The organism is Ruegeria sp. HKCCA0370, assembly GCF_013033705.1.
In the GTDB taxonomy this organism is placed as follows: Bacteria; Pseudomonadota; Alphaproteobacteria; order Rhodobacterales; family Rhodobacteraceae; genus Ruegeria.
Map to the genome: position 1 here is coordinate 204,913 of NZ_WQEP01000004.1, position 21,838 is coordinate 226,750.

Sequence of the window (21,838 nt, forward strand, 5' to 3'; positions counted from 1 at the left end):
CAGGAGAACACCACATGAAAATCACTGCACTGAACGTATATCAGGTGGATCTGCCGCTGAAGGAAGGTCGCTATAGCTGGTCCAATGGCAACTATGTCGAAGTCTTCGACAGCACCGTTCTCGAGATCATCACGGATGAAGGTCTCAAGGGGTATGCCGAATGCTGCCCGCTGGGATCGGCTTATCTTCCGTCCTTTGCACTGGGCGTCAGGGCCGGGCTGGCGGAATTGTCGCCACATCTGATCGGGCAGGATCCGCTGAATATCGGCCAGATCAATCGCACCATGGATGGCGCCCTGCGTGGCCACCCTTATGCCAAGGCGCCTGTTGATATCGCCTGCTGGGATCTGCTGGGCAAGGCGACCGGGCAACCCCTTTACACCCTGTTGGGCGGCGACGCGCAACAGGACGTGGTGCTGTATCGCGCGATCAGCCAGGAAGCACCGGACATCATGGCGCAAAAGATCGAAGGTTATGCGGCCGAAGGCTATACGAAGTTTCAACTGAAAGTGGGCGGCGACGCCAATGACGACATCGACCGCATTCACGCCACCCGCGCGGTTCTGAAAAAGACCGACCTGCTGGTGGCGGATGCCAACACTGGCTGGACCCGGCACGAGGCCGCGCGTGTCGTAGGCGCCATCGCGGGCATGGATGTCTATGTGGAACAACCCTGTTTGACTTATGAGGAATGCGTGTCGATCCGCCGGCGCACCGCGCTGCCCTTCGTGATGGATGAGGTCATCGACACGCCCAACACATTGGTCCGCAGCATTGCCGACGACGCCATGGACGTGATCAACCTGAAAATCTCAAAGGTAGGAGGTTTGAGCAAAGCCAGGCTGATGCGCGATCTTTGCGTCGCACATGGTATCCCGATGACCATCGAAGACACCTGGGGGGGCGATATCACCACCGCCGCCATCGCTCATCTGGCGCGGTCGACACCGTCCGAGTTCACGTTCTCGGCCACCGATTTCAATTCCTATGGTACCGTGGACATCGCCGAGGGCGCGCCAAAGCGAGTCAATGGCCGGATGACCGCAGCAGATCGCCCCGGTCTGGGCGTCACACCGATCTTCGACGCGCTGGGTGCCCCCGTCGCGCAATATAGCTGATGTAAACATGCGCAGCAGCAAAACCGTACATGTGATCTCGGCCCATGCCGAAGGTGAGGTTGGGGATGTCATCGTCGGGGGTGTCGCCCCACCGCCGGGCGACACTCTCTGGGAACAGCGAAGCTTCATTGCGCGGGACCAGACCCTGCGCAACTTTGTTCTGAACGAACCACGCGGTGGTGTGTTCCGGCATGTCAACCTTCTGGTTCCGCCAAAACACCCCGAGGCGGACGCCGCCTGGATCATCATGGAACCCGAAGACACGCCGCCCATGTCGGGGTCCAACTCGATCTGTGTCTCAACCGTGTTGCTGGATGGCGGGATCATTCCAATGCACGAGCCGGAAACCCATATGGTGCTCGAGGCACCGGGCGGGCTGGTCCGGGTACGTGCGGAATGCCGCGATGGCAAGGCACAGCGCATCTTTGTCCAGAACCTGCCCAGTTTCGCCGACAAGCTGTCCGTCCCGCTTGAGGTATCCGGACTGGGCACGATAACGGTAGACACCGCTTATGGCGGCGACAGTTTCGTGGTCGTCGATGCGCAGGCGCTTGGGTTCGCAATCGTCGACCACGAGGCCCGCGACATTGCCCGGCTGGGGGTTAAGATCACAAACGCCGCCAATGAGCAGCTTGGATTCTCGCATCCCGAGAACCCGGACTGGGATCATATATCGTTCTGCGCCTTTTGCGGCCCGTTGAATGAAACGGAAACCGGCCTGAGCGGCAAGTCCGCCGTGGCGATCCAGCCGGGTAAGGTCGACCGTTCGCCGACGGGCACCGCTGTATCCGCGCGCATGGCGCTGATGGCGGCCAAGGGGGTGATGAAACCCGGCCAGACCTTCGAGGCTGTCTCGATCATCGGATCGCGATTCACCGGGCGGATCATTGACACTGCGCAGGTCGGTGGCCGCGCGGCGATCGTTCCTGAAATCAGCGGTCGCGGTTGGATCACCGGAATTCATCAGCACATGTTGGACCCTGACGATCCATGGCCCAGTGGATATCGCCTGTCTGACACCTGGGGCGTTTGACGTCAGCAGGCACGGTTTTCGAAAACGGAAAAGCCTGAAGATACGCGGCCTCGTTGCGGTTTCATCATCAGATTCAGGCCTTTTTTCAAATCTCGGGCAGGGGTTGAACATGGGTCGAAATCCAAGTTCGGCTTGGAAAAGTCCGTGATTGCGGGTAATTGTATCCAAAAACCGTGGCGGGATATTGGAAATGGCCGGAAAACGCGCGATCACGAAACAAAGCCTACCGGACGTCATCGCAAATGATCTGCGTGAACGTATCCTCAGCGGCGAACTCGCCGAGGGTGAGACGATCCGGCAGGAAGCACTGGCCGAGGAATATGATGTCTCTCGCATGCCGATCCGCGAGGCGCTGAAGCGCCTGAATGCCGAAGGTCTGGTGCAATGGGCCAACAATCGCGGCGGCTCGGTGACCAAGCATTCCCTCGACGAAATCGGTGAAATTTTCGATCTTCGCATCCTGATCGAAGTCGATCTGTTCCGCCGGGCCATCCCGAATATGGGCCCAGGGGAATTTGCGCGTTGCGACGAAATCCTCAAGCAGATGGAAGCGTCGTATGATGAAAATGACGTCGGCAAGTGGGGGATATTGAACTATCAGTATCACTCGGCGCTTTATGCGGCGTCACAGCGGAAGCTGACCAACGAATTGCTGGACCGCGTCAACCTGCAATCGGATCGCTATGTCAGGATGCATCTGAGCGTGATGAAACAGCGCGAACCCGCAAAAAAGGAGCATCGTGATCTGTTGCGGCTGGCCCGGGAAGGCAATGTGGACAAAGCCTGCGAGGTCTTGGCCCAGCATATTCGCCGGACCAAGGAACAGCTTCTGGAAATGATCGCCTCGAAGCGCGGGACAGACGAACCCTAGGGCGGTCTTGCATGTCCTGTCATTTTGGATACATTATCCATTAATCTGACATCCCGAAACACGAGGCCCAAATGACCTTTACTCCGCACGGCAAGCATCTGATCGCCGGCAACTGGCTTGCTGGTGACGATTTCTTTGCATCACAACCCGCACATGGGCCATCGCATGACTTTTCGAAAGGCCGCATTTCAGACGTCGACGCTGCTGCGCAGGCCGCAGAAGAGGCGTTTTGGAGTTATGGCTATTCCACTCGGGAAGAACGCGCCGCCTTTCTGAACGCCATTGCCGACGAGATCGAAGCGCGCGCCGATGCAATCACCGAGATTGGCACTCAGGAAACCGGCCTGCCCGAGGCTCGGCTGCAAGGTGAGCGGGGCCGCACGTCGGGGCAGCTGAGGCTGTTCGCAACGCATATCCTCAGCGGCGATTATCTGGACCGGCGCCACGACAGCGCGCTGCCGGACCGTGCACCCCTGCCACGGCCCGATCTGAAAATGATCCAGCGCCCGATCGGCCCGGTCGCGGTGTTCGGCGCATCAAATTTCCCGCTGGCATTTTCCACCGCCGGGGGGGACACCGCCGCCGCACTGGCTGCCGGCTGCCCGGTTGTCGTCAAAGGCCACGGCGCCCATCCGGGCACCGGCGAGATCGTCGCCGAAGCCATCCTTGCGGCCATCCGCCGTTGCAACATTCATCCCGGCGTTTTCAGTCTGATCCAAGACGGCGGACCGGCTGTGGGTTCAGCCTTGGTGCAGCACCCTCTGATCAAGGCGGTCGGATTCACCGGATCGCTTGCGGGCGGTCGCGCCCTGTTCGACCTGTGCGCCGCGCGCCCCGAACCGATTCCGTTTTTTGGTGAGCTTGGATCGGTCAATCCCATGTTCATTTTGGATGCGGCACTGGCAAACCGGGGTGAAGACATCGCCAAAGGCTGGGCCGGCTCGCTGACGATGGGCGCTGGTCAGTTCTGCACCAACCCGGGCGTCGTCGTGATGCCGGCAGGTGAAGCAACGGACCGTTTCGCTGAGATCGCACAGGCCGCATTGACCGAAGTTCCGGCGCAGACCATGCTGACCGACGGCATCGCCAAAGCCTATCGCAACGGTCAGGCCCGTGTTGCTGAAACCGCTGGCGTTCACGAGGTTCTGGCTTCGACATGCGATCAGCGCGATGCGACCCCTTTCCTTTACCGAACAAGCGCCGCAACCTGGCTGGCCAACACATCCCTCGCGGAAGAGGTGTTCGGCCCGCTGGGCATCATCGTGACTGCCGAGACACCCGACGAAATGCACAACGTCGCGCGCGGATTGCACGGGCAGCTGACCTGCACCCTGCATATGGACGAGGCCGACATGGGCATGGCGCAGTCCCTGTTGCCGATCCTTGAATGCAAAGCCGGGCGCGTGTTGGCCAATGGCTTCCCCACGGGGGTCGAGGTATGTGACAGCATGGTCCATGGCGGCCCCTACCCGGCTTCGACCAATTTCGGTGCCACATCCGTGGGCACATTGTCGATCCGACGTTTCTTGCGTCCTGTCTGCTATCAGAATCTGCCGGATGCATTGCTGCCGGAACACTTCTCATAGAGAAATCGGTCGACACCCGCCAATACCCTGAAAGCACGATGCGCAGCAGGGTGTCGGCGGTTGCAACTGCGCAGTGTCAGGGGAATGAGGCACACGCCCCTGGATCCAATTGCACAGTTTCTTTTGGGTAACAGTGCTTTTGTTCATTCGGTTCAGGGCAACGCAATCACGGCCCGATCCGTTGGCACTTTGGTGAACTACCTGTATGAAATGACCCGTGTTGCCCAGTAGCAAAACCAATTCGCCACGACCCATGAGATGATCGCCCCATTCGAGATCAATTTCCTCGCTGCATCCACCTCTCTTTTCATATCTCAAGAAAGGTAAACCTGATGGCTAACCCTCTGTATGACGGCCTGTTCGGCATCCACGCCGGCAAAGGCACACCTTTTTTGCAGCTGCTGGACGGGACAACGATCTCTCACCAGGATTTCCTCGGCAAAGCGGCGCAGATTGCGCATGTGGCCACGCATTTGGGCCTGAACCCCGGTGACCGCGTTGCGGCGCAGGTTGAAAAAACCCCCGAGGCGCTGGCGCTTTATGCTGCCTGCGCCCAGGCCGGTCTGGTGTTCCTGCCGCTGAATACCGCCTACACGGTCGATGAATTGACCTATTTCATCGAAAACAGCGGGGCCTCGCTGATTATCTGCGACACCGAAAGAGAAGGAAAACTCACCCCTGTCGGCGCGCAGCTGGGCGCCCGGGTAGAGACACTGAACGCGGATGGCACCGGGTCTCTGACAGATTTGGCCGCGACCATGCCGACACGTTTCGAAACCGTCGCCCGCGATGGCGAGGATCTGGCAGCGTTCCTTTACACGTCGGGAACCACAGGCCGGTCCAAGGGCGCCATGCTGACCCAGAACAATCTGCTGTCGAACGCACGGACACTGGTCAAGGAATGGCGCTTCACCTCGCAGGATGTGCTGCTGCATGCCCTGCCGATCTTTCACACGCACGGGCTGTTCGTCGCGACCAATATCATGCTGGCCGCAGGTGGATGCATGATCTGGCTGCCCAAATTCGATCTGGACCAGATCATCGACAAATTGCCCTGTGCCACGTCGATGATGGGCGTCCCGACCTTCTATACGCGCCTGTTGGACGAACCGCGTTTTACCAGGGAACTGGCCACCCATATGCGCCTGTTCGTTTCCGGGTCGGCACCACTGCTGGCGGAAACCCATGTGCAGTTCGAAGAACGAACGGGTCATCGCATCCTTGAACGCTATGGCATGACTGAAACCAACATGAACACGTCAAACCCATATGACGGCGAGCGGCGCGCCGGAACGGTCGGGCACCCACTGCCCGGGGTCGAACTGAAGATCTGTGATTCAGACGGCAATACCCTGCCTGCGGGCGAGATCGGCATAATTGAAGTGCGCGGGCCCAACGTCTTCAAAGGGTATTGGCAGATGCCTGAAAAAACCGCTGCCGAACTGCGCGACAACGGCTTTTTTATCACCGGTGATCTGGGCCGCATCGACGAGGATGGGTACGTCCATATCGTCGGTCGCAACAAGGATCTGATCATTTCGGGCGGCTACAACATCTACCCAAAAGAGATCGAGATGGTTCTCGATGATCAACCCGGTGTTCTGGAAAGCGCCGTGATCGGCGTGCCACATCCCGATTTCGGTGAAACGGTTGTTGGTGTCATCGTGGCAGAGCCCGGCCAGACCCCTGATCCGGAGGCGATAACGGTCGCGGTCCGCGAAGGTCTGGCCCGGTTCAAGCATCCGCGCAAGCTGATCGTTCTGGATGAGTTGCCCCGCAACACGATGGGCAAGGTTCAAAAGAACATTCTGCGTGACCGATTCAAAGATCTCTTCATGACTGTGTGAGTGAGTCTCGGCAAAGCGGGGATCAGCGGATGCACCCCCTGAAAAGAAAATCAGGCGAGGGTGTCCCCGCCTGATTTACTATATGTTTCAGGCAACCAGATCGAACCGGTCGTTGTTCATGATCTTGGTCCATGCCGCCACAAAGTCGCGCACAAACTTCTCGGCATTGTCGTCCTGAGCGTAGACCTCAGCATAGCTGCGCAGGATCGAGTTCGATCCGAAGACCAGATCAGCGCTGGTTGCGGTGAACTTGACCTCACCCGAGGCGCGGTCGCGCAGCTCATAGGTGCCTCCGCCAACCGGATGCCAACTCAGCGACATATCCGTCAGGTTGACGAAAAAGTCGGTTGTCAGCTGGCCTAACCGGTCGGTGAAGACGCCATGCGGCGATCCGCCATGGTTGGCACCCAGCACACGCAGACCACCGACCAGAACGGTCATCTCGGCCGCGGTCAGACCCAGCAGTTGCGCGCGATCCAGCATCATCGCCTCTGGCGAGACCGCGTATTCCTTCAGCTGCCAGTTGCGGAACCCGTCCGCCAGCGGCTCAAGTACCGAGAAGCTGTCCACATCGGTCTGCTCGATCGACGCGTCGCCGCGACCGGCCGAGAACGGAACCGCCACGTCAAAGCCTGCGGCCTTGATCGCCTGCTCCAGCCCGACATTGCCCGCCAGAACGATCACGTCGGCAACCGAGGCGCCGGTTTCCGCCGCGATCGGCTCCAGCACACCCAGCACTTTCGCCAGACGTTCGGGCTCGTTGCCTGCCCAGTCCTTTTGCGGCGCCAGTCGGATGCGCGCGCCATTTGCGCCGCCGCGCTTGTCCGACCCGCGGAAGGTTCGGGCACTGTCCCAGGCGGTGGTGATCATCTCGGCGATGGTCAGGCCACTGTCTGCGATCTTGGCCTTGACGGCATCTATGTCGTAATCTGTCGAACCAGCCGGGATCGGATCCTGCCAGATCAGATCTTCCGACGGCACGTCCGGGCCATAATAGTTGACGCGCGGACCCATGTCGCGGTGAGTCAACTTGAACCAGGCACGTGCAAATGTATCGGCAAAATAGTCCGGATCCGCCATGAATTTCTGACAGATCGCGTTGTAGGTCGGGTCGACCTTCATCGCCATATCCGCATCGGTCATCATCGGCATGCGACGAACGGTGGGGTCGGTCGGGTCGACCGGCTTTTCGTCTTCGGGCATGTCGACGGGCTGCCACTGATGGGCACCTGCGGGTGATTTGCCCAGTTCCCACTCGTAGCCGAACAGGTAGTCGAAATAGCCCATGTCAAATTTCAACGGCTCTTTCGTCCACGCCCCTTCGATCCCCGAGGTAAAGGCGTTGGCCGCTTTGCCGTTCTGATCAGGGTTTTCCCATCCCAGACCCTGGCTGGACACCGGGCAGGCTTCGGGTTCGGCGCCGATATTGTCGCCGGGCATCGCACCATGGGCTTTGCCGACGGTATGGCCCCCGCAGGTCAATGCCGCGGTCTCTTCGTCATTCATCGCCATACGCGCAAAGGTTTCACGGATATGCATCGCGGTTTTGGCCGGATCCGGATTGCCGTTCACGCCTTCGGGGTTCACATAGATCAGTCCCATATGCACCGCACCCAGAGGGTTTTCCAGCGTGCCGGGGGTTTCCAGATCGCCATAGCGGTTCTCGGACGGGGCCAGCCACTGGTTTTCAGAACCCCAGTAAACATCTTTCTCGGGGCCCCAGATGTCTTCGCGACCAAAGCCGAAACCAAAGGTCTTCAATCCCATGGATTCATACGCCACCGTGCCCGACAGAACGATCAGATCGGCCCAGGACAGCGCGTTGCCGTATTTCTTTTTCACCGGCCACAGCAGACGGCGGGCTTTGTCCAGGCTTGCATTGTCCGGCCATGAATTCAGCGGCGCGAACCGGATGTTGCCCGAACCGGCGCCACCTCGACCATCCCCCAGACGGTAAGACCCCGCCGAGTGCCACGCCAGACGGATCATCAGCCCGCCATAGTGACCCCAGTCAGCCGGCCACCAGTCCTGGCTGTCGGTCAGCAACGCCTCGACATCGGCACGAACCGCCTTGAAGTCCAGGCCCTTGACCGCTTCTCGGTGATTGTAATCCGCATCCATCGGGTTGGTGCGCGTGTCGTGCTGGCTCAGAATGTCCAGGTTCAGCGCATCCGGCCACCACTTGGTGACGGAATTGCCCGTACCAGTATTGCCGCCATGCATGACAGGGCAGCCGCCGGATTGGTGATTGTGGGGGGTACCGTCCATTGTAAATCTCCTGAGTATTTACCTAGGGGTTCAGATATCTTGACTCGTACCCCACGGCTTCGATAATTGGAAATTTGTAATTACTATCGTTGTGATTAATTTTTCATATGAAAGCACTCACCCTCAAACACCTGCGCTATTTCGAGGCGCTCGCCACGCACGGCCACTTTGGCAAGGCCGCCGCGGCCAGTGCGATATCGCAGCCTGCGCTTTCCATACAAATCAAAGAGCTGGAGGCAATCATGGGTGGGCCGCTGGTCGAACGCGCGGCCCGGCAAACCCGCCTGACAGCACTTGGCGAGGACGTGCTGAAACATGGCCGCGAAATCCTGACGCGGGTCGAGGATTTGGGGAAATTGGTGCAATCTCCCTCAGGCCCCCTGTCCGGCCGCATCAGAATCGGGGTCATTCCCACGGTCGCGCCCTATTTGCTGCCCTCGATCATCAAAGCTTTGTCGCAGCGTTTCCCACAACTGACCATCGAACCCAAGGAAACGATAACCAAGACGTTGATCGGTGAAATACTGGATTCGAAACTGGATTTCGGTGTCGTTGCCCTGCCCGTCTCGGAACCCAACCTCCGAGAGTTCTCGCTGTTCAACGAAGATTTTCTGCTGGTTCGCCCGGCGCAGGATGCCGACCTGCCGATGCCAAGTTCCTCGCAGCTCAGAACCATGCGCCTGCTGTTGCTGGAAGAGGGGCATTGCTTCAGGGATCAGGCCCTGTCCTTCTGTTCGATCCGCAACATCGAACCGCAGCACATCATGGAGGGCAGTTCGCTTTCCACACTGGTTCAGATGGTCGGCGCCGGCATCGGTGTGACCCTGATACCGGAAATGGCGGTCGGGCTGGAAACCCGATCCGCGGATGTGTCCATTGCCCGGTTTCAGGACACGCCGCCGACACGGACGATTGGTCTGATCTGGCGAAAGACCAACCCGCTCAGCGAAAACCTGTTGAAGATCGGCGCGATCATCCGCAAAACAGCCGAGGAAAACACGTGGGGCGTGAAACCGTCACAGCCTGAAACAACAGGCTGACCCGCCCGAAACAATGTTCCTCGGCACGAAGGCCAGACCCGGCGCAACTCGTCAGTCGTCACCCTTGTAATAGCCGATCACATCATTCTCGGTCGTTGCACCCAACCCGTTCAGCAACCGGTTTGAATAATTGAAATAGGCGCAGACCTGATTGACCTCCAGGATCTCGCCATCCTCACAGCCAGCAATCTTGAGCGCTTCGAAGTCGGACTTGACCATTTTGCCAACATCCGTCGTCAGCTTGGCGGCATAGCGCAGCAGCGCCAGTTCCTTGCCCTCGAATTCATCCTCGGGCCGATGCGCCTTGAGCGCGACGAAAATCCGGTCACTGCGCGGCTGATCCTTCAGCAGGTTGCGCACGTTCATGAAGTGATGGGTCAGTGAATAGGTGCAATCGTTCAGGATCGAAGTATAGCTGGCGACAACTTCGAGGAACCAGAATGGCAACTGGTTGTCATCGGAATGCAGGACCGAACGGTACAGCGTCACATGCCCGTTCATCGTTTCGGGCCGCAATGAATGCACACGCATGACCGTGTCCACGGTGCCATGAGGGGTGCGGGCCTTGTCCAGCAGCTCTTTCAGGCGGCCCTCGGCCTTGTCGTCCGAGATCATATCGATCCAAGCGCTCATTGCTGTGTCTCCTGTCTTGTTCGGGCTCAGCTTATGTACAAAGCCCACAGGCATGTCAGTTAATTTTTTTCCTAAGATGAAATTTTTTCTGGATCACGGAAACGTGAAAGATGTAAAATACCAGCGCGGGGGATTTTGTTGAGGATCAACGCGAATGCACAGTCCAGATCTTATGGCAGGTGCCGAAAACCTGTTGTTCAGATGCGGCGGCCTGACGGCGGGCGACCAGTTGCTTGTGGTCTGCGAAGATGCGGCCAACGGGTATTACGATGCCGATATCACCGAGGCTATCGTGGACTGCGCGCGACAGAACCGGATCAAGACCGCAGTTCAAACCCTCGCATTCGATCCCATGGGTTCATCGCTGCCAGCGGATCTGAAAACGGCGATGGAGATGGCGGATCGCACCTTGTTTCTGTCCCGCTCCGGCGATCAGATTCGTTTCGACGCAGGAATGAGGGACGTTCGGCCCATCATGTCATATGCGCTGGACGCCGGAATGCTGGCCTCGGGTTTCGGGCGCGCCAACTACACCGGGTTCGTTGAATTGAAAAACGCGGTTAACCGGCTGCTGGCCAATGCCGGGCACATCCACGTGACCTGCCCATTGGGCACCGACTTCGCCGGCCCCGGCGCCGCCTTCCCCCCAGAAGGTGCCGCGGATGTCAGCGTGGCGCGTTTTCCGATGTCGGTCTTTGCCCCGGTTCCCGCGCAGGGGTTTTCCGGCGTGCTGGTTCAGGACGGGTTTCTGGTCGGCACCGGTTCGAAATTCTACGAACCATACGGCTGCGACCTGCGCGAACCGCTGACCATACGGTTCGAAAACAACCGCCTGACCGGCTTTGAGGGCCATCCCATGGATGTGCATTGCGCGCAGATGCATTACGAAAAAGTCGGCAAGATGTTCGACCTTGACCCCCTGACCATGCATTCCTGGCACGCAGGCATCCACCCGGGCTGCGCCTACACGACCCCGGCGCGAAGCAATTTTGAACGTTGGAGCGGGTCGGCCTTTGGCAATCCGCGTCTGCTGCACTTTCACACATGCGGGCATTATGCGCCGGGTGAGATTTCACTGAACGTGCTGGACCCGACGATCCGCGTGGATGGTGTTTCGATCTGGGATGCCGGTGTTCTCCGGGCCGATCTGTTGCCCGGTGGGGCTGAAATTCTCGACCGGTATCCCTGCATCAAAGCGGTGTTCGACGCCCCGGCCCGACACGTGGGCCAAGGCGCGAACGGGCGCTTGTCGGCCTGATGATCAGCCGGCCTGCTGCGCGATCAGCTTTGCAACCCGCGCGCGGAACCGCATCGCGCCCGCGTCCAGCCCGAGGTTGATATAGCCGGTCTTGCGCCGCGCCATGCCGGTTTGAACGTGTTCCAGAACCTCTTTGTCCTCGTTGAAGGCCATGACCGCGCCTTCGAACATACGCTGCGACATGGCTGTGTCATCCGCGTGCATGTTGCGGTGCTGGAACCAGAAATACCGCGATGTTTCCGCATCGACCGGTGTGATGAAGTTGTACGAAATATTGACAAAGGCATTGGACGACATCGGCCGATCCGCCCCGCCTTCTCCGGCCGGAGTGTAAATGGACATGTTGATCGCAGTGGACGGCAGACGGCATTCGTAATGCTGCTTGCGGTCGCAGCTTGGCCCGAACGGCAGTATCGGCGCATAGTAGGGCGGCGCGGGTTCATCCGTGATCCAGCGCGAAACCATGACGCCGGTTTCGGTTTCTTCAAGATCCAGCGGGCGGTTGTCGGTTCCCGCCCCGGCAAACGAGGTCAGATGCACCCAGGCCACATGGCTTGGATCCAGCAGGTTGTCGATAATGTAAAGGTAATGGCACGCCATCTCCATCGCACCGGTCCGGGTCTTGCCCCAGGACGGGTTGTCGAAATTGGGGATGTCGATGATATCGTCTATTCTGGCTTTGTCCGGGTCCCCCATCCACAGCCAAAGAAATCCCCAGCGGTCTTCGGCCGGGTACGCATGCACGGCGGCACGGCGCGGAGGATTGTCCAGCTGTGTCGGGGCGCTGACACATTCACCGCCGCAGCCGAATGTCAGACCGTGATAGCCGCAAACCACATGATCCCCTTCGATGGTGCCCCGAGACAGCGGCAGCTTTCTATGCGGGCAAGCGTCCTCCAACGCGATCGCTTTGCCCGCTGTGTCACGATATATCACGATCTCTTCGTCCAACATTCGTACGGCGCTCAGGCTGCAGCCAAAATCCTCGGACCGTCCGGCGACGTACCAGCTGTTGCGAATAAACCCCTCTGCTCCGGCCAGATCAGGACGCATGTTTCTTACTCCGAAAACTCATCAAAAGCCTTGAGCGCCTTGGCGCTGTAGGCATAGGACGGCCCCCCGCCCATATAGGTGGCCATGGCCAACGCCTCGCACATCTGAGCGCGGTTGGCGCCCAGCCGAACCAGCGCACGCACGTGGAATCCGATGCAGCTGTCGCAGCGGGTCGCAATCGCAATGCCGAGCGCCATGAACTCCTTGGTTTTCTCGCTCAGCGCCCCGTCAGTCTTGGCCGCCTTGCCCATGATGCCAAAGCCGCGCACGGTTTCCGGCACTTCTTTCGAGAAGGTTCCGATATTGGCCTCGGTCTCGGCCATGAAATCTTTCCAGTTCATTTCTTCACTCCTTATCCGCGCTCGTCCGCGCCCATGCGACGCTCCAGCCAGCGCACCCCGGCTGAGATGATCAAAACCAGGATCAGGTATTCGAAAATCAGCAGGGTGTAGATTTCCAGCGGGCGGTATTCCGTCACCACCAGTTCATTCGCCCGGCGGGTCAGTTCCTGCATCCCGATGACGCTGGCAAAGGCGCTCATCTTGACGATGTAGATGAACTGGTTTGCCAAAGGCGGCAGAATGCGCCGGATCGCCTGCGGCAGGATCACATAGCGCATGGTCTGCACATAGTTCAGCCCGATGGTCTGCGCTGCCTCGCGCTGTCCACGCGCAATGGATTGAATGCCTGCGCGATAGATCTCGGCCGTAAAGGCGCTGTCTGAAATCGCCAACGTTATGATCGCCCCCCAGAAGGGATCGATGGGGATGTTCAGACCCATCGACTGAAACACGATGGGCAAGCCGTAAAACACCCAGAACAGCATCGGCAACAGGGGAATGGCGCGGATGAACTCCACGTAAACCCGGTTCACAACCCGCCAGCCACGTTTTTCGGACAATCCCGGCAGGGCGACCAGCAATCCGATGACGATCGACAGAACGGCGGCGATCAGGGAAATCTGGATCGTCGCGCCCATCCCCGAGATCAGGAATTTCACATTGGTCCAACCCGAGGCCGTCGTCGGATCGATAACGTACCAGCCCCAGGTCTGCGACGACGAACAGCCTGCCAGAAGAAGCAGAGGCAAAATGAGAAGAAGTTTTTTCATCGGCCCCTCTCAGTGTTGCAGGATCTGGGACAGGAATTTGCGACACCGATCGGACTGAGGATTGGTGAAGAAATGTTCGGGCTTGCCTTCTTCGACGATTTCACCGGCATCCATGAAGATCATCTTGTCGGCCACCTTTCGGGCAAACCCCATCTCATGCGTGACAACCACCATGGTCATCCCCTCATTGGCCAACTCGACCATCACGTCCAACACTTCCGAGATCATCTCGGGGTCCAGTGCCGAAGTCGGCTCGTCAAACAGCAGCACACGTGGCTCCATGCACAGCGACCGGGCGATGGCGACGCGTTGCTGCTGACCACCCGACAAATGAATGGGCTTTTTGTCGGCCTGATCTGGAATGTGCACCCGGTCCAGATAGTGGCGCGCTTTTTCCTCTGCCTCTTTGCGGCCGAGACCGCGCGCCTTGATCGGGCCCAAAGTCAGGTTTTCCAATACGGTCAGATGCGGGAACAGGTTGAACTGCTGGAACACCATTCCAACCTCGGACCGGATCCTGGCCACGGATTTCTCGTCATCCGTCAACTCGATCCCATCTACGCGGATGGTGCCTTTCTGATGTTTTTCCAACTGGTTGATACATCGCACAACGGTGGATTTTCCTGACCCGGAAGGCCCGCAAATCACCACCTTTTCGCCGCTGTTGACCGTCAGATTGATGTCCTTGAGAACGTGAAACGTGTCGAACCACTTGTTCACGCCCACAAGTTCGATTGCGGCGTCTGGCATAAGATGAACTGCCCCTGTTTTAGTCCCAGTATAATATTTTCTTGAGGTTATCTTTCCCTTTGGGCTTAAATCAATGAAGAATACGGCCACAAGGTCGAAACGCCACCAACGGGAGAAACCGATGAACACTTTTTGGAAAGCTGCGGCAGCCGCTGCGTTTGGACTTGTCTTGTCAGGCGCTGCGCAGGCGCAATCTGCACTGAACGAGGTGCTGGATTCCGGCGTGCTCAAGGTGGGCACCACGGGCGATTGGAATCCCATGTCGCTCCGCGACCCTGCAACCAACAGCTACAAAGGGTACGACATCGACATCATGAACGAGCTGGCCGCCGATCTGGGGGTCGAGGTCGAATATGTCCCCACCGACTGGAAAACACTGGTCAACGGTGTGGTGGCAGGCAAGTATCACCTGACCGGATCGGCATCGATTTCGCCGCCGCGCATGAAGGTCGCAGGTTTTTCCGACAGCTATATTTCGGTGGAACTCTTCCCCTATACGACCAAGGACAAGGCCGACAAGTTTGACGGTTATGACTCGATCAACCAGCCCGGAGTAAAAGTCGCGACCACCCTGGGCACAACATTCGAAAAGCGTGTCCGCGAATGGTTCCCGAACGCAGATATCAAGGTGGTCGAGGCCCCGGCCCGCGGTTTTCAGGAAGTAATCGCAGGACGCGCGGATGTCTTCATCACGTCGAACATCGAAGGCTCGACCCTCGAGGCGAAATTTCCGGTGGTACGCGTGAAGAACGCAGGCCCGCGTTCGCCGTCACCCATCGCGATGATCCTGCCACAGGCCGATCAGGTGTGGATCAACTATGTAAACAACTGGATCGAAGTCAAAAAGGCGCAAGGGTTCTTCGAAGAAAACCGCAAGAAATGGGGTCTCTGACTTTTCTCGGATCACCTTGATTCCCTAACGCCCGGCTTGGTCGCCGGGCGTTTTTCAATTATCGCCCGACACGGCCTTGGCAACCACGGTGACAAAGCTGACTGTATCAGTTTTCAACTCCAACGGCCCATGAGTGGCGTTTGAATCAAAACTCAGACTGTCGCCCGGCCGCATGTGATAAGCGGCTTCACCGCAGCCATAGACCATCTCGCCGGCGGTGACGTGGATGAATTCGACACCCTGATGTTGGTAAAGCGGGCGTTCGTCCAACGGACCTTCCAATGTAACGCTGAAACTCTCGAAACTGACATGTTTCGCTTCCGCCCGACCGATCAGCTTGTAACTGTGCCCGAAACCGGTGCCCAACCGTTGCACGGTTACACCTTCGCCCGCAGCCACAAATGATACATCCGTGCGTTCGACCGTGCCGGCAAAGAAGTTGATCAACGGAACGCCGATTCCACCGGCCAGGGCCTCAAGCGTCGCCAGTGAGGCTGACACCTGACCGCGCTCGATCTTGGAAATCATCGCCGTGGACACGCCGGACCGCTGAGACAATTCGGCCAAAGTCAACCCGGCCAGCGCGCGATGCGTTTTCACCGCGGACCCGACCAGGTGATCCAGCGGCGGTTTTTCGGCGGAAAGTACAGGTGAATCTTCCATTTGCGAAGCCTATCGACACGTATGAAAAAGGCAAAAGAAATGTCACCGAACCATTCGCACCAATTCGGCGGCAAACTCTCAGCTTCCGTTCAGGATGTCTCCTGTAAGATCATTCAACTTTGCCAACCCGTTGCGCAGATGATCTTCGGGCAGGGCCGAGCTGAACCGAAAATGGTTCTCGACCCCGAACCGCGACCCCGGAATGACCAGCACGTCTTTTTCGCGCAACAGGCGCATGCTGAACGCCTCGGATGCGATCGGTAGATTGAACCGCACGAACGACATGGCCGACGCCTGAGGTGGTACAACTGAAAACACCCCCTGATGCCGCGCCAGTTCTTCCTTGAGAACGTCAAACCCCGTGCGGATCAGACGGCGCGCGCGGGCCTTCAACTTGGACCGTGCCGGTTCGGCAAGCGCCTTGTCCGCCAGTTCCATCGACAACATGGATGCCGCGATCGAGGCATATTCGTGCCGCCGCCAGCAGTGCTGAATGATGTCTTCGGGCCCAACCAGCCATCCCAGCCTCAGCCCCGGAAGCCCATAGGCCTTGGACATGGAGTTCACCACAAGAACCCTGTCCGTACTTCCCCAGAACGAAGGCGTTTCGGTGTCACCTTCCCGCTCGGTTCCGGCATAAACCTCGTCTGAAACGATCCAGGCGCCAACGCGCTCGGCAGCCGATACGATACGGGCGCGATCCGCTTCGGTCAGAATACGGCCCGTTGGATTGTTCGGGTTCACTACATGGATGATGCGGGTTCTGTCATCGACCGCCCTCTCCAGCGCCTCTGCGTCTATGCCCCACCCTGCGGATTCGATCAGATCGACCCAACGCACTTCGTTGCCCAGATTGGCGGCGTTTCCTGAAATCTGTTCATAGGTCGGTCGGAAACACACAGCATTGTCGCCGGGCTCCAACAAGGTGTTGGCCACCAGCGTGTTCGCTTCGGTTGCCCCGACCGTGACCAATACCCCATCTGCCGAGGCCCCCGGATACAAGCCTGCGATGGTGTCGCGCAGGGATTGCTTTCCATTGACTTGCGGATAGTCGATCATCGTCTTCAGCAGAGCGTCGAGATCAATCCCGGCTAGCTCTACCAATCCCTGCAACGACATGGGATGAACGCCGCTTTCCGAGAAATTGAAGACCACCCCGTGTTCCGTTTCGGACAGAAACTGTTCGACCCGAAATGGTTGAAAATTTCGGTTGATCATGATGCATCCTTTGCTCGGCCGTGCTGCGCACCTGACAGCCTCAATCGGCTGCGTTTACATGAACCGTTCTGATACTGGGATCGACGCGGCTGTAGGCGGCCAGCAATCGTGCCGTCCATTTCTGTGCAATGTAATCCGCCATGAACCGCGAGGGTGCAACCAGAATGACGCGCCCCCCTGCCCTTTCCGACTCGGACAGATGCTGGAACCAACTCGCCCACAGCTCGGGATCGCGCCCGTGAAGGATTGACTGCACCTGCGACCAGACATCCTCGGGGTTGGCTTCGGGGGTGTTGATTTCAGGCCCCGGGGATTTTGCCGCGAAAGGCACGACATTTGTAACGGGCTCGGAATCCTCGCTCATCCGGGCCTGGAAATCGGAGCCTATGATCGGCCAGACCTCCTGCGTATCGATCATGATCTGTTTGAGGTCGATTTCATAGACCGTGACCCGGCCCCGTGCAGCAGGCCGTTTGACCGTTACCCAACCTAATGCGCGAAATCTGGCCATTTCGCGCTTTACAGTCCTTTCGTTCACTGACCAAAGGCGCGAAATTTCTTCGCGTCCAATCGATAATTCGTTGTTTCGCCAGTTATATCGTGTCGTAATCAATGAGATGACACGCAGTACGCTGCGTTGCCGATGCTTGTCGCCTGACAACGCATATATGGTGAGCGCAGAAAGTATATCATATTTCAAGGCCGCCGCATTTCGCCCGACCGGTTTAGCCAGCTGCATACCCGTTCTCACCGCTCTGTCTGCCTCAGACGGGTGTGTCCCGCCGATCTCGCGCTGTTTGCCAACGCTTTTCGTTATCTTGGCTTAATTAGCGTCCAAAGCTTCGATTCTGTCAAGAAGAGTCTGAAACAGGTCAGAAAATTGCGCCAATCCAGATCAAAAAATAAAAGAAATCTGGTGAAGTATTGGTGAAGGGGGACGTTCTGGATGTCCCCTTATTGGCTTGTTGTGTCCCCCCATATATCGCCGGTCCAGTAAGAATGCCCCCCTAAATACGGTTGAGGGCGTGTTGCGAATCGTCACCCTTCAACTTCTGCGCTGCCGAATCGGCGATGGCCTTGCAGGGCCTTGTTTTCTTACCCGTGGGTAAGATTTGAGTTTCATCATATTTTCTTTTGCGTAAAGCGCAAATCGGGCGTAAATAAGAAACGAACAGAAATTTACGTTCCAAACAAAGAGACATGAGGCATGTACACGCACGAAGACCTGAATGCATTGCGCAATCAATCTCTCAAACTCCAGGGGTGGATTCGTCAGCAGACCTTTAGCCCCGAGATGGAGAAGACACTCCGCCGGTTTTCGAGCTGGGAAGTGTCCGAGCTGATCTTCCGGGTCAACCAGTCAACCTTTCGCGGAAAGCTGGCCGCTGATCCGTCTCTGCCCGGAGGCGAGGTTGAGCCCGAGGGGCGGCAGCGCTGGTTCAGCTTGGAGGAGGTGAATGAGTTGCGGCGGCGGCTCAAGGTGAATCGTAAATCCCTCATGCCACCGCGTCCCGAGGGCAAGCGGGCCATTCGCGCGGCTGTGGCGAACTTCAAGGGCGGGGCGGGCAAGTCAACGGTGGCGTTGCATCTTGCGCATGCTGCCGCGCTTGATGGGTACCGTGTTCTTGTCGTTGACTTCGACCCGCAGGCCACGCTGAGCCATTCAATGGGCCTGACCGATGTCGCCGAGGATTACACTGTCTGGGGGATCATGGCGCGTGACCTGATCCGCGAGACCGAGCGGATGAACAACCGGCCCGCCGCGGCCGAGTCCGGCACCGCCCTGCCCCGCCGGGAACTGCCCCCGGCGATCACGGATATGGGGCTTGGAGATCTGCGGATCAGCGATTTCATCAGGCGGACGTCCTGGTCCACCATCGATGCGATCCCATCCTGTGCGAACGCGGCCTTCGTCGAATTTGCCTCGGCACAGTATCGCCACCTGAACCCTGAATGGTCTTTCTTTGCCGCAGTGTCCCGGTATCTGGATCAAATCCCTGACGACGCCTATGACCTGATCCTGTTCGATTGCCCGCCGGCCATTGGGTATCAGTCCATGAACGCGGTGTTCGCGGCGGACATGTTGTACATCCCGTCTGGCCCCGGGTACTGGGAATATGACTCGACCACGTCCTTTATCGGTCAGCTGGCAGAAGCTTTGGAGGACCTGGCCTACGGGTTCGACAAAACCTTACCCACGGGTAAGATCGGTCTTCCCAAAACCTTCTGCGAACTGCGGTTCCTGCTTACAAGGTACGAGCCCGGAAACGCGTTGCATCTGGCGATGTTCGACGCGTTCCAGAAAGTCTTCGGAGACCACGTCGCCCAGCACCCTGTTGAAATGACCCGCGCGGTCGAGCAATCCGGCCGCTTTCTGAGCTCGGTGTACGAAATGGATTATCGCGAAATGACCCGCGAAACCTGGCGTCGGGCCCGTTCGACGTTCGACAATGTTTACGAGGAATTCCGAGGTGTGATGCTGTCTGCCTGGGACAAGCTGGAGGATGACGCATGAGCCGCAAGCGCAGAATGTTTGATATCGACCTGCCCGCAATGGATGACATTCCTGTCGGCAAGGTTCCGGACAAGGTTCTTGAAAAGCGGCGGGGCCCGATGGCTGCGGCCATTTCGGAAAATGCCGATGCGCTGCGCGACCAGCAATCGACGGAAGAATCCATTCGCGCCGAAAATGATCGTCTTGCGCATGAACTTGTGCGCCTGCGTTCCGAAGGTCTGGTGACCGAACGTGTAGCATTGTCTGACATTCTGTTTGAAAAGCTGACGCGGGATCGTAAACCCGGGCCGGATCCGGAACTGGACGAGCTAAAAGCGTCAATTCAGGAAATCGGATTGTCCAACCCCATCCGACTTGAGCGTCGCTCAGACGGACGATTTGAACTGATCCAGGGGATGCGGCGCCTGTCTGCCTATCGGGCCTTGTATGAAGAAACGGGCGATGAGTCCTATGCCAGAATTCCAGCGGGTATTTCAGAGGCGGGCGATCTCGACAGCAGCTACCGGCGCATGGTGGATGAGAACCTGATCCGCAAGGATATCTCGTTTGCGGAAATGGGTGCTCTGGCGCGCGCGTATGCCGAAGACCCGGCAAATGATTGCCCGGATGTAGACAAGGCGGTTTCCACGCTGTTCAAATCCGCCAGTTACACAAAGCGGAGTTACATTAGGTCATTTGCCAGTTTGCTGATGATGTTGGACAAGGTTTTGAAACACCCGAACGACATTCCGCGCAACGTAGGCGTAGAGCTGAAGCGCAAGCTGGATGCAACGCCCGGTCTGGTGCGCCAGGTGAGTGCCGCGGTCATGAGCGAGCCGGACCGTGACGGAGCGCGTGAGGTTGCTATCCTCAGGTCATTTCTGGGCGCGCCGGAAACAAGCGTGGCAAAGAAGGCTCCGGTTGAAAGCGCCGATAAACCACGACGTGCAAAGACCACGTTTCAGGTATCAGGGCGGGCAGGGATCGCCAAGTGCTCGGCATCCAGTGGTCGAATTGAGTTGAGATATGATTTGGACTTTACGCGTGTTGATCGCAGCAAACTTGAGGCGGCAATAGCTGCTTTCATCGATGCTCTTCCCGAGGAAGACGATCTTACCCACGGGTAAGGTTTGGTTTGAAGGTCCGAGAAAAGGCGCCGGTCGAATCCGGCGCCTTTGTCTTGTCGCTAATGCCTGGACGTTCTCAGCAAGGGATTACTGCCCATAAGTTGTTTTGCCTTGAATTCGTGTCCCGTGATAGATGCTGCCGCAGCTTGAGACGGGGTTTGTGGCTTCAGTCATCGACGTTGGTTCAGGAACGGTCATTTTCACGGAGTGTTGTCGGGGCCTAAAACCACGGCGTCTTGTTCGGGTTCGTACGTTCAGATCACGGAAGGGCGCCCGATATCTGCTCGAGATTTCGGCATGCAATATGTGACACGGGAATAAGGTGATATGACGGCTACTCACTGCACACAATCTCGGCTAGAGCAATTACATATGATAAGAAAAATTATCAAATGTTATAGTGAAATCGTGTTGTGGAAAAGTAAGGATCAAAAACCAAAAATTATGCGCACAAGCGGAGAGGCGGCCTGAAAACACCTGCGGTTGGCAATGCTTTGCTGCTCTACAGTGTAATAAAGAAATCCGACTTCATTCTTCCCTATGTTTGACATGCTTTCGACCCACCACCTGACCGCGATGATACGGTGGCGGTTTAACCGTGAGTGAGTGTTTTCAGTACGTTCTGCACTCGGGGGCTGGTTCCCCCGAGTGGCATTCAACCGACCGTGAGTGTGGTTTCATGGAGTTCAATAGTTACTCTGGCCAGGCCAGTTGTGCGCCTCGTACACAGTTCGCAATTGGCCTGTGATCGATCTCAGACAACCGGACCCTCTCAAGTCGCGGCATGAACACGGATGTGACGACCGCGGGTCAATCTCGTGATGGTTGTAGAGATCACAAATGGTTCCCGTCTGGCCAAAACGCTCGGCACCGAGC

20 protein-coding genes are annotated in these 21,838 nt (G+C 57.9%); 11 read left to right on the forward strand and 9 right to left on the reverse strand.

What is annotated here, in order from left to right; all coding sequences use genetic code 11:
• The first annotated feature begins 14 nt into the window (after positions 1-14).
• The 6 genes from GOW31_RS11190 to GOW31_RS11215 all read left to right on the forward strand — a co-directional run bounded on the left by GOW31_RS11190 (position 15) and on the right by GOW31_RS11215 (position 6,455).
• Entirely contained in the window at positions 15-1,118 is a 1,104-nt protein-coding gene (locus tag GOW31_RS11190; protein ID WP_171170078.1) for a cis-3-hydroxy-L-proline dehydratase, read from the forward strand.
• A 7-nt stretch (positions 1,119-1,125) separates the two neighbouring features.
• Complete coding sequence (locus tag GOW31_RS11195) at positions 1,126-2,151, forward strand: proline racemase family protein (RefSeq protein ID WP_171170081.1); 1,026 nt, start codon at positions 1,126-1,128, stop codon at positions 2,149-2,151.
• 190 nt (positions 2,152-2,341) lie between these two features.
• On the forward strand, positions 2,342-3,022 hold the full coding sequence (locus GOW31_RS11200) for a GntR family transcriptional regulator (RefSeq protein ID WP_152460603.1): 681 nt from the start codon (positions 2,342-2,344) through the stop codon (positions 3,020-3,022).
• Positions 3,023-3,093: 71 nt separating this feature from the next.
• Positions 3,094-4,608, forward strand: coding sequence for an aldehyde dehydrogenase (NADP(+)) (locus tag GOW31_RS11205; RefSeq protein ID WP_171170083.1), 1,515 nt, complete (start codon positions 3,094-3,096; stop codon positions 4,606-4,608).
• 84 nt (positions 4,609-4,692) lie between these two features.
• The gene (locus GOW31_RS11210; RefSeq protein WP_171170085.1) at positions 4,693-4,839 is read left to right on the forward strand and encodes a hypothetical protein; all 147 of its coding nucleotides are present in this window, start codon (positions 4,693-4,695) and stop codon (positions 4,837-4,839) included.
• A 101-nt stretch (positions 4,840-4,940) separates the two neighbouring features.
• Positions 4,941-6,455, forward strand: a complete 1,515-nt coding sequence (locus tag GOW31_RS11215) for a malonyl-CoA synthase (RefSeq protein WP_171170087.1) — start codon at positions 4,941-4,943, stop codon at positions 6,453-6,455.
• An 87-nt stretch (positions 6,456-6,542) separates the two neighbouring features.
• Here GOW31_RS11215 and katG read toward each other — a convergent pair whose 3' ends face one another.
• Positions 6,543-8,723: a catalase/peroxidase HPI gene (gene katG / locus GOW31_RS11220; protein WP_171170089.1), complete on the reverse strand. Its 2,181-nt coding sequence runs from the start codon at positions 8,721-8,723 to the stop codon at positions 6,543-6,545.
• A 107-nt stretch (positions 8,724-8,830) separates the two neighbouring features.
• On the opposite strand from katG, the gene GOW31_RS11225 reads away from it, so the two are divergent.
• Positions 8,831-9,763 carry a hydrogen peroxide-inducible genes activator gene (locus GOW31_RS11225; RefSeq protein WP_171170092.1) on the forward strand — a complete coding sequence of 311 codons (933 nt, stop codon included), beginning with the start codon at positions 8,831-8,833 and terminating at the stop codon, positions 9,761-9,763.
• Between the two features lie 51 nt (positions 9,764-9,814).
• Here the strand turns inward: GOW31_RS11225 and GOW31_RS11230 are convergent, their stop codons facing one another.
• A complete protein-coding gene (locus GOW31_RS11230; protein WP_171170094.1) occupies positions 9,815-10,396 on the reverse strand; it encodes a carboxymuconolactone decarboxylase family protein in 582 nt (193 codons plus the stop codon).
• 154 nt (positions 10,397-10,550) lie between these two features.
• Between GOW31_RS11230 and GOW31_RS11235 the strand changes: the two genes are divergently transcribed.
• Positions 10,551-11,654 (forward strand): hypothetical protein, encoded by a 1,104-nt coding sequence (locus GOW31_RS11235; protein WP_171170096.1) that lies wholly within the window; start codon positions 10,551-10,553, stop codon positions 11,652-11,654.
• Between the two features lie 3 nt (positions 11,655-11,657).
• Here GOW31_RS11235 and GOW31_RS11240 read toward each other — a convergent pair whose 3' ends face one another.
• Genes GOW31_RS11240 through GOW31_RS11255 form a run of 4 tightly spaced genes read right to left on the reverse strand, consistent with a single transcriptional unit; the run spans position 11,658 to position 14,568 of the window.
• On the reverse strand, positions 11,658-12,707 hold the full coding sequence (locus tag GOW31_RS11240; protein WP_171170098.1) for an aromatic ring-hydroxylating dioxygenase subunit alpha: 1,050 nt from the start codon (positions 12,705-12,707) through the stop codon (positions 11,658-11,660).
• 5 nt (positions 12,708-12,712) lie between these two features.
• Positions 12,713-13,048 (reverse strand): carboxymuconolactone decarboxylase family protein, encoded by a 336-nt coding sequence (locus GOW31_RS11245; protein ID WP_171170099.1) that lies wholly within the window; start codon positions 13,046-13,048, stop codon positions 12,713-12,715.
• Between the two features lie 11 nt (positions 13,049-13,059).
• Entirely contained in the window at positions 13,060-13,818 is a 759-nt protein-coding gene (locus GOW31_RS11250) for an amino acid ABC transporter permease (RefSeq protein WP_171118222.1), read from the reverse strand.
• A 9-nt stretch (positions 13,819-13,827) separates the two neighbouring features.
• Positions 13,828-14,568 (reverse strand): amino acid ABC transporter ATP-binding protein, encoded by a 741-nt coding sequence (locus GOW31_RS11255; RefSeq protein ID WP_171118224.1) that lies wholly within the window; start codon positions 14,566-14,568, stop codon positions 13,828-13,830.
• Between the two features lie 121 nt (positions 14,569-14,689).
• Here GOW31_RS11255 and GOW31_RS11260 point away from each other — a divergent pair, with 121 nt between their 5' ends.
• Positions 14,690-15,460: a transporter substrate-binding domain-containing protein gene (locus tag GOW31_RS11260; protein WP_171118226.1), complete on the forward strand. Its 771-nt coding sequence runs from the start codon at positions 14,690-14,692 to the stop codon at positions 15,458-15,460.
• Between the two features lie 54 nt (positions 15,461-15,514).
• Here the strand turns inward: GOW31_RS11260 and GOW31_RS11265 are convergent, their stop codons facing one another.
• The 3 genes from GOW31_RS11265 to GOW31_RS11275 form a co-directional block, all read right to left on the reverse strand.
• Positions 15,515-16,123: a helix-turn-helix domain-containing protein gene (locus tag GOW31_RS11265; RefSeq protein ID WP_171118228.1), complete on the reverse strand. Its 609-nt coding sequence runs from the start codon at positions 16,121-16,123 to the stop codon at positions 15,515-15,517.
• Between the two features lie 78 nt (positions 16,124-16,201).
• Positions 16,202-17,341, reverse strand: a complete 1,140-nt coding sequence (locus GOW31_RS11270) for an aminotransferase class I/II-fold pyridoxal phosphate-dependent enzyme (protein WP_171170101.1) — start codon at positions 17,339-17,341, stop codon at positions 16,202-16,204.
• A 40-nt stretch (positions 17,342-17,381) separates the two neighbouring features.
• The gene (locus tag GOW31_RS11275; protein WP_254441695.1) at positions 17,382-17,852 is read right to left on the reverse strand and encodes a DnaA N-terminal domain-containing protein; all 471 of its coding nucleotides are present in this window, start codon (positions 17,850-17,852) and stop codon (positions 17,382-17,384) included.
• 696 nt (positions 17,853-18,548) lie between these two features.
• Between GOW31_RS11275 and GOW31_RS11280 the strand changes: the two genes are divergently transcribed.
• Both GOW31_RS11280 and GOW31_RS11285 read left to right on the forward strand, forming a co-directional pair.
• Positions 18,549-19,856, forward strand: a complete 1,308-nt coding sequence (locus tag GOW31_RS11280; RefSeq protein WP_171118234.1) for an AAA family ATPase — start codon at positions 18,549-18,551, stop codon at positions 19,854-19,856.
• The gene (locus tag GOW31_RS11285; protein ID WP_171170105.1) at positions 19,853-20,962 is read left to right on the forward strand and encodes a ParB N-terminal domain-containing protein; all 1,110 of its coding nucleotides are present in this window, start codon (positions 19,853-19,855) and stop codon (positions 20,960-20,962) included. The genes GOW31_RS11280 and GOW31_RS11285 overlap by 4 nt, the downstream gene beginning before the upstream one ends.
• Positions 20,963-21,838 lie beyond the last annotated feature (876 nt).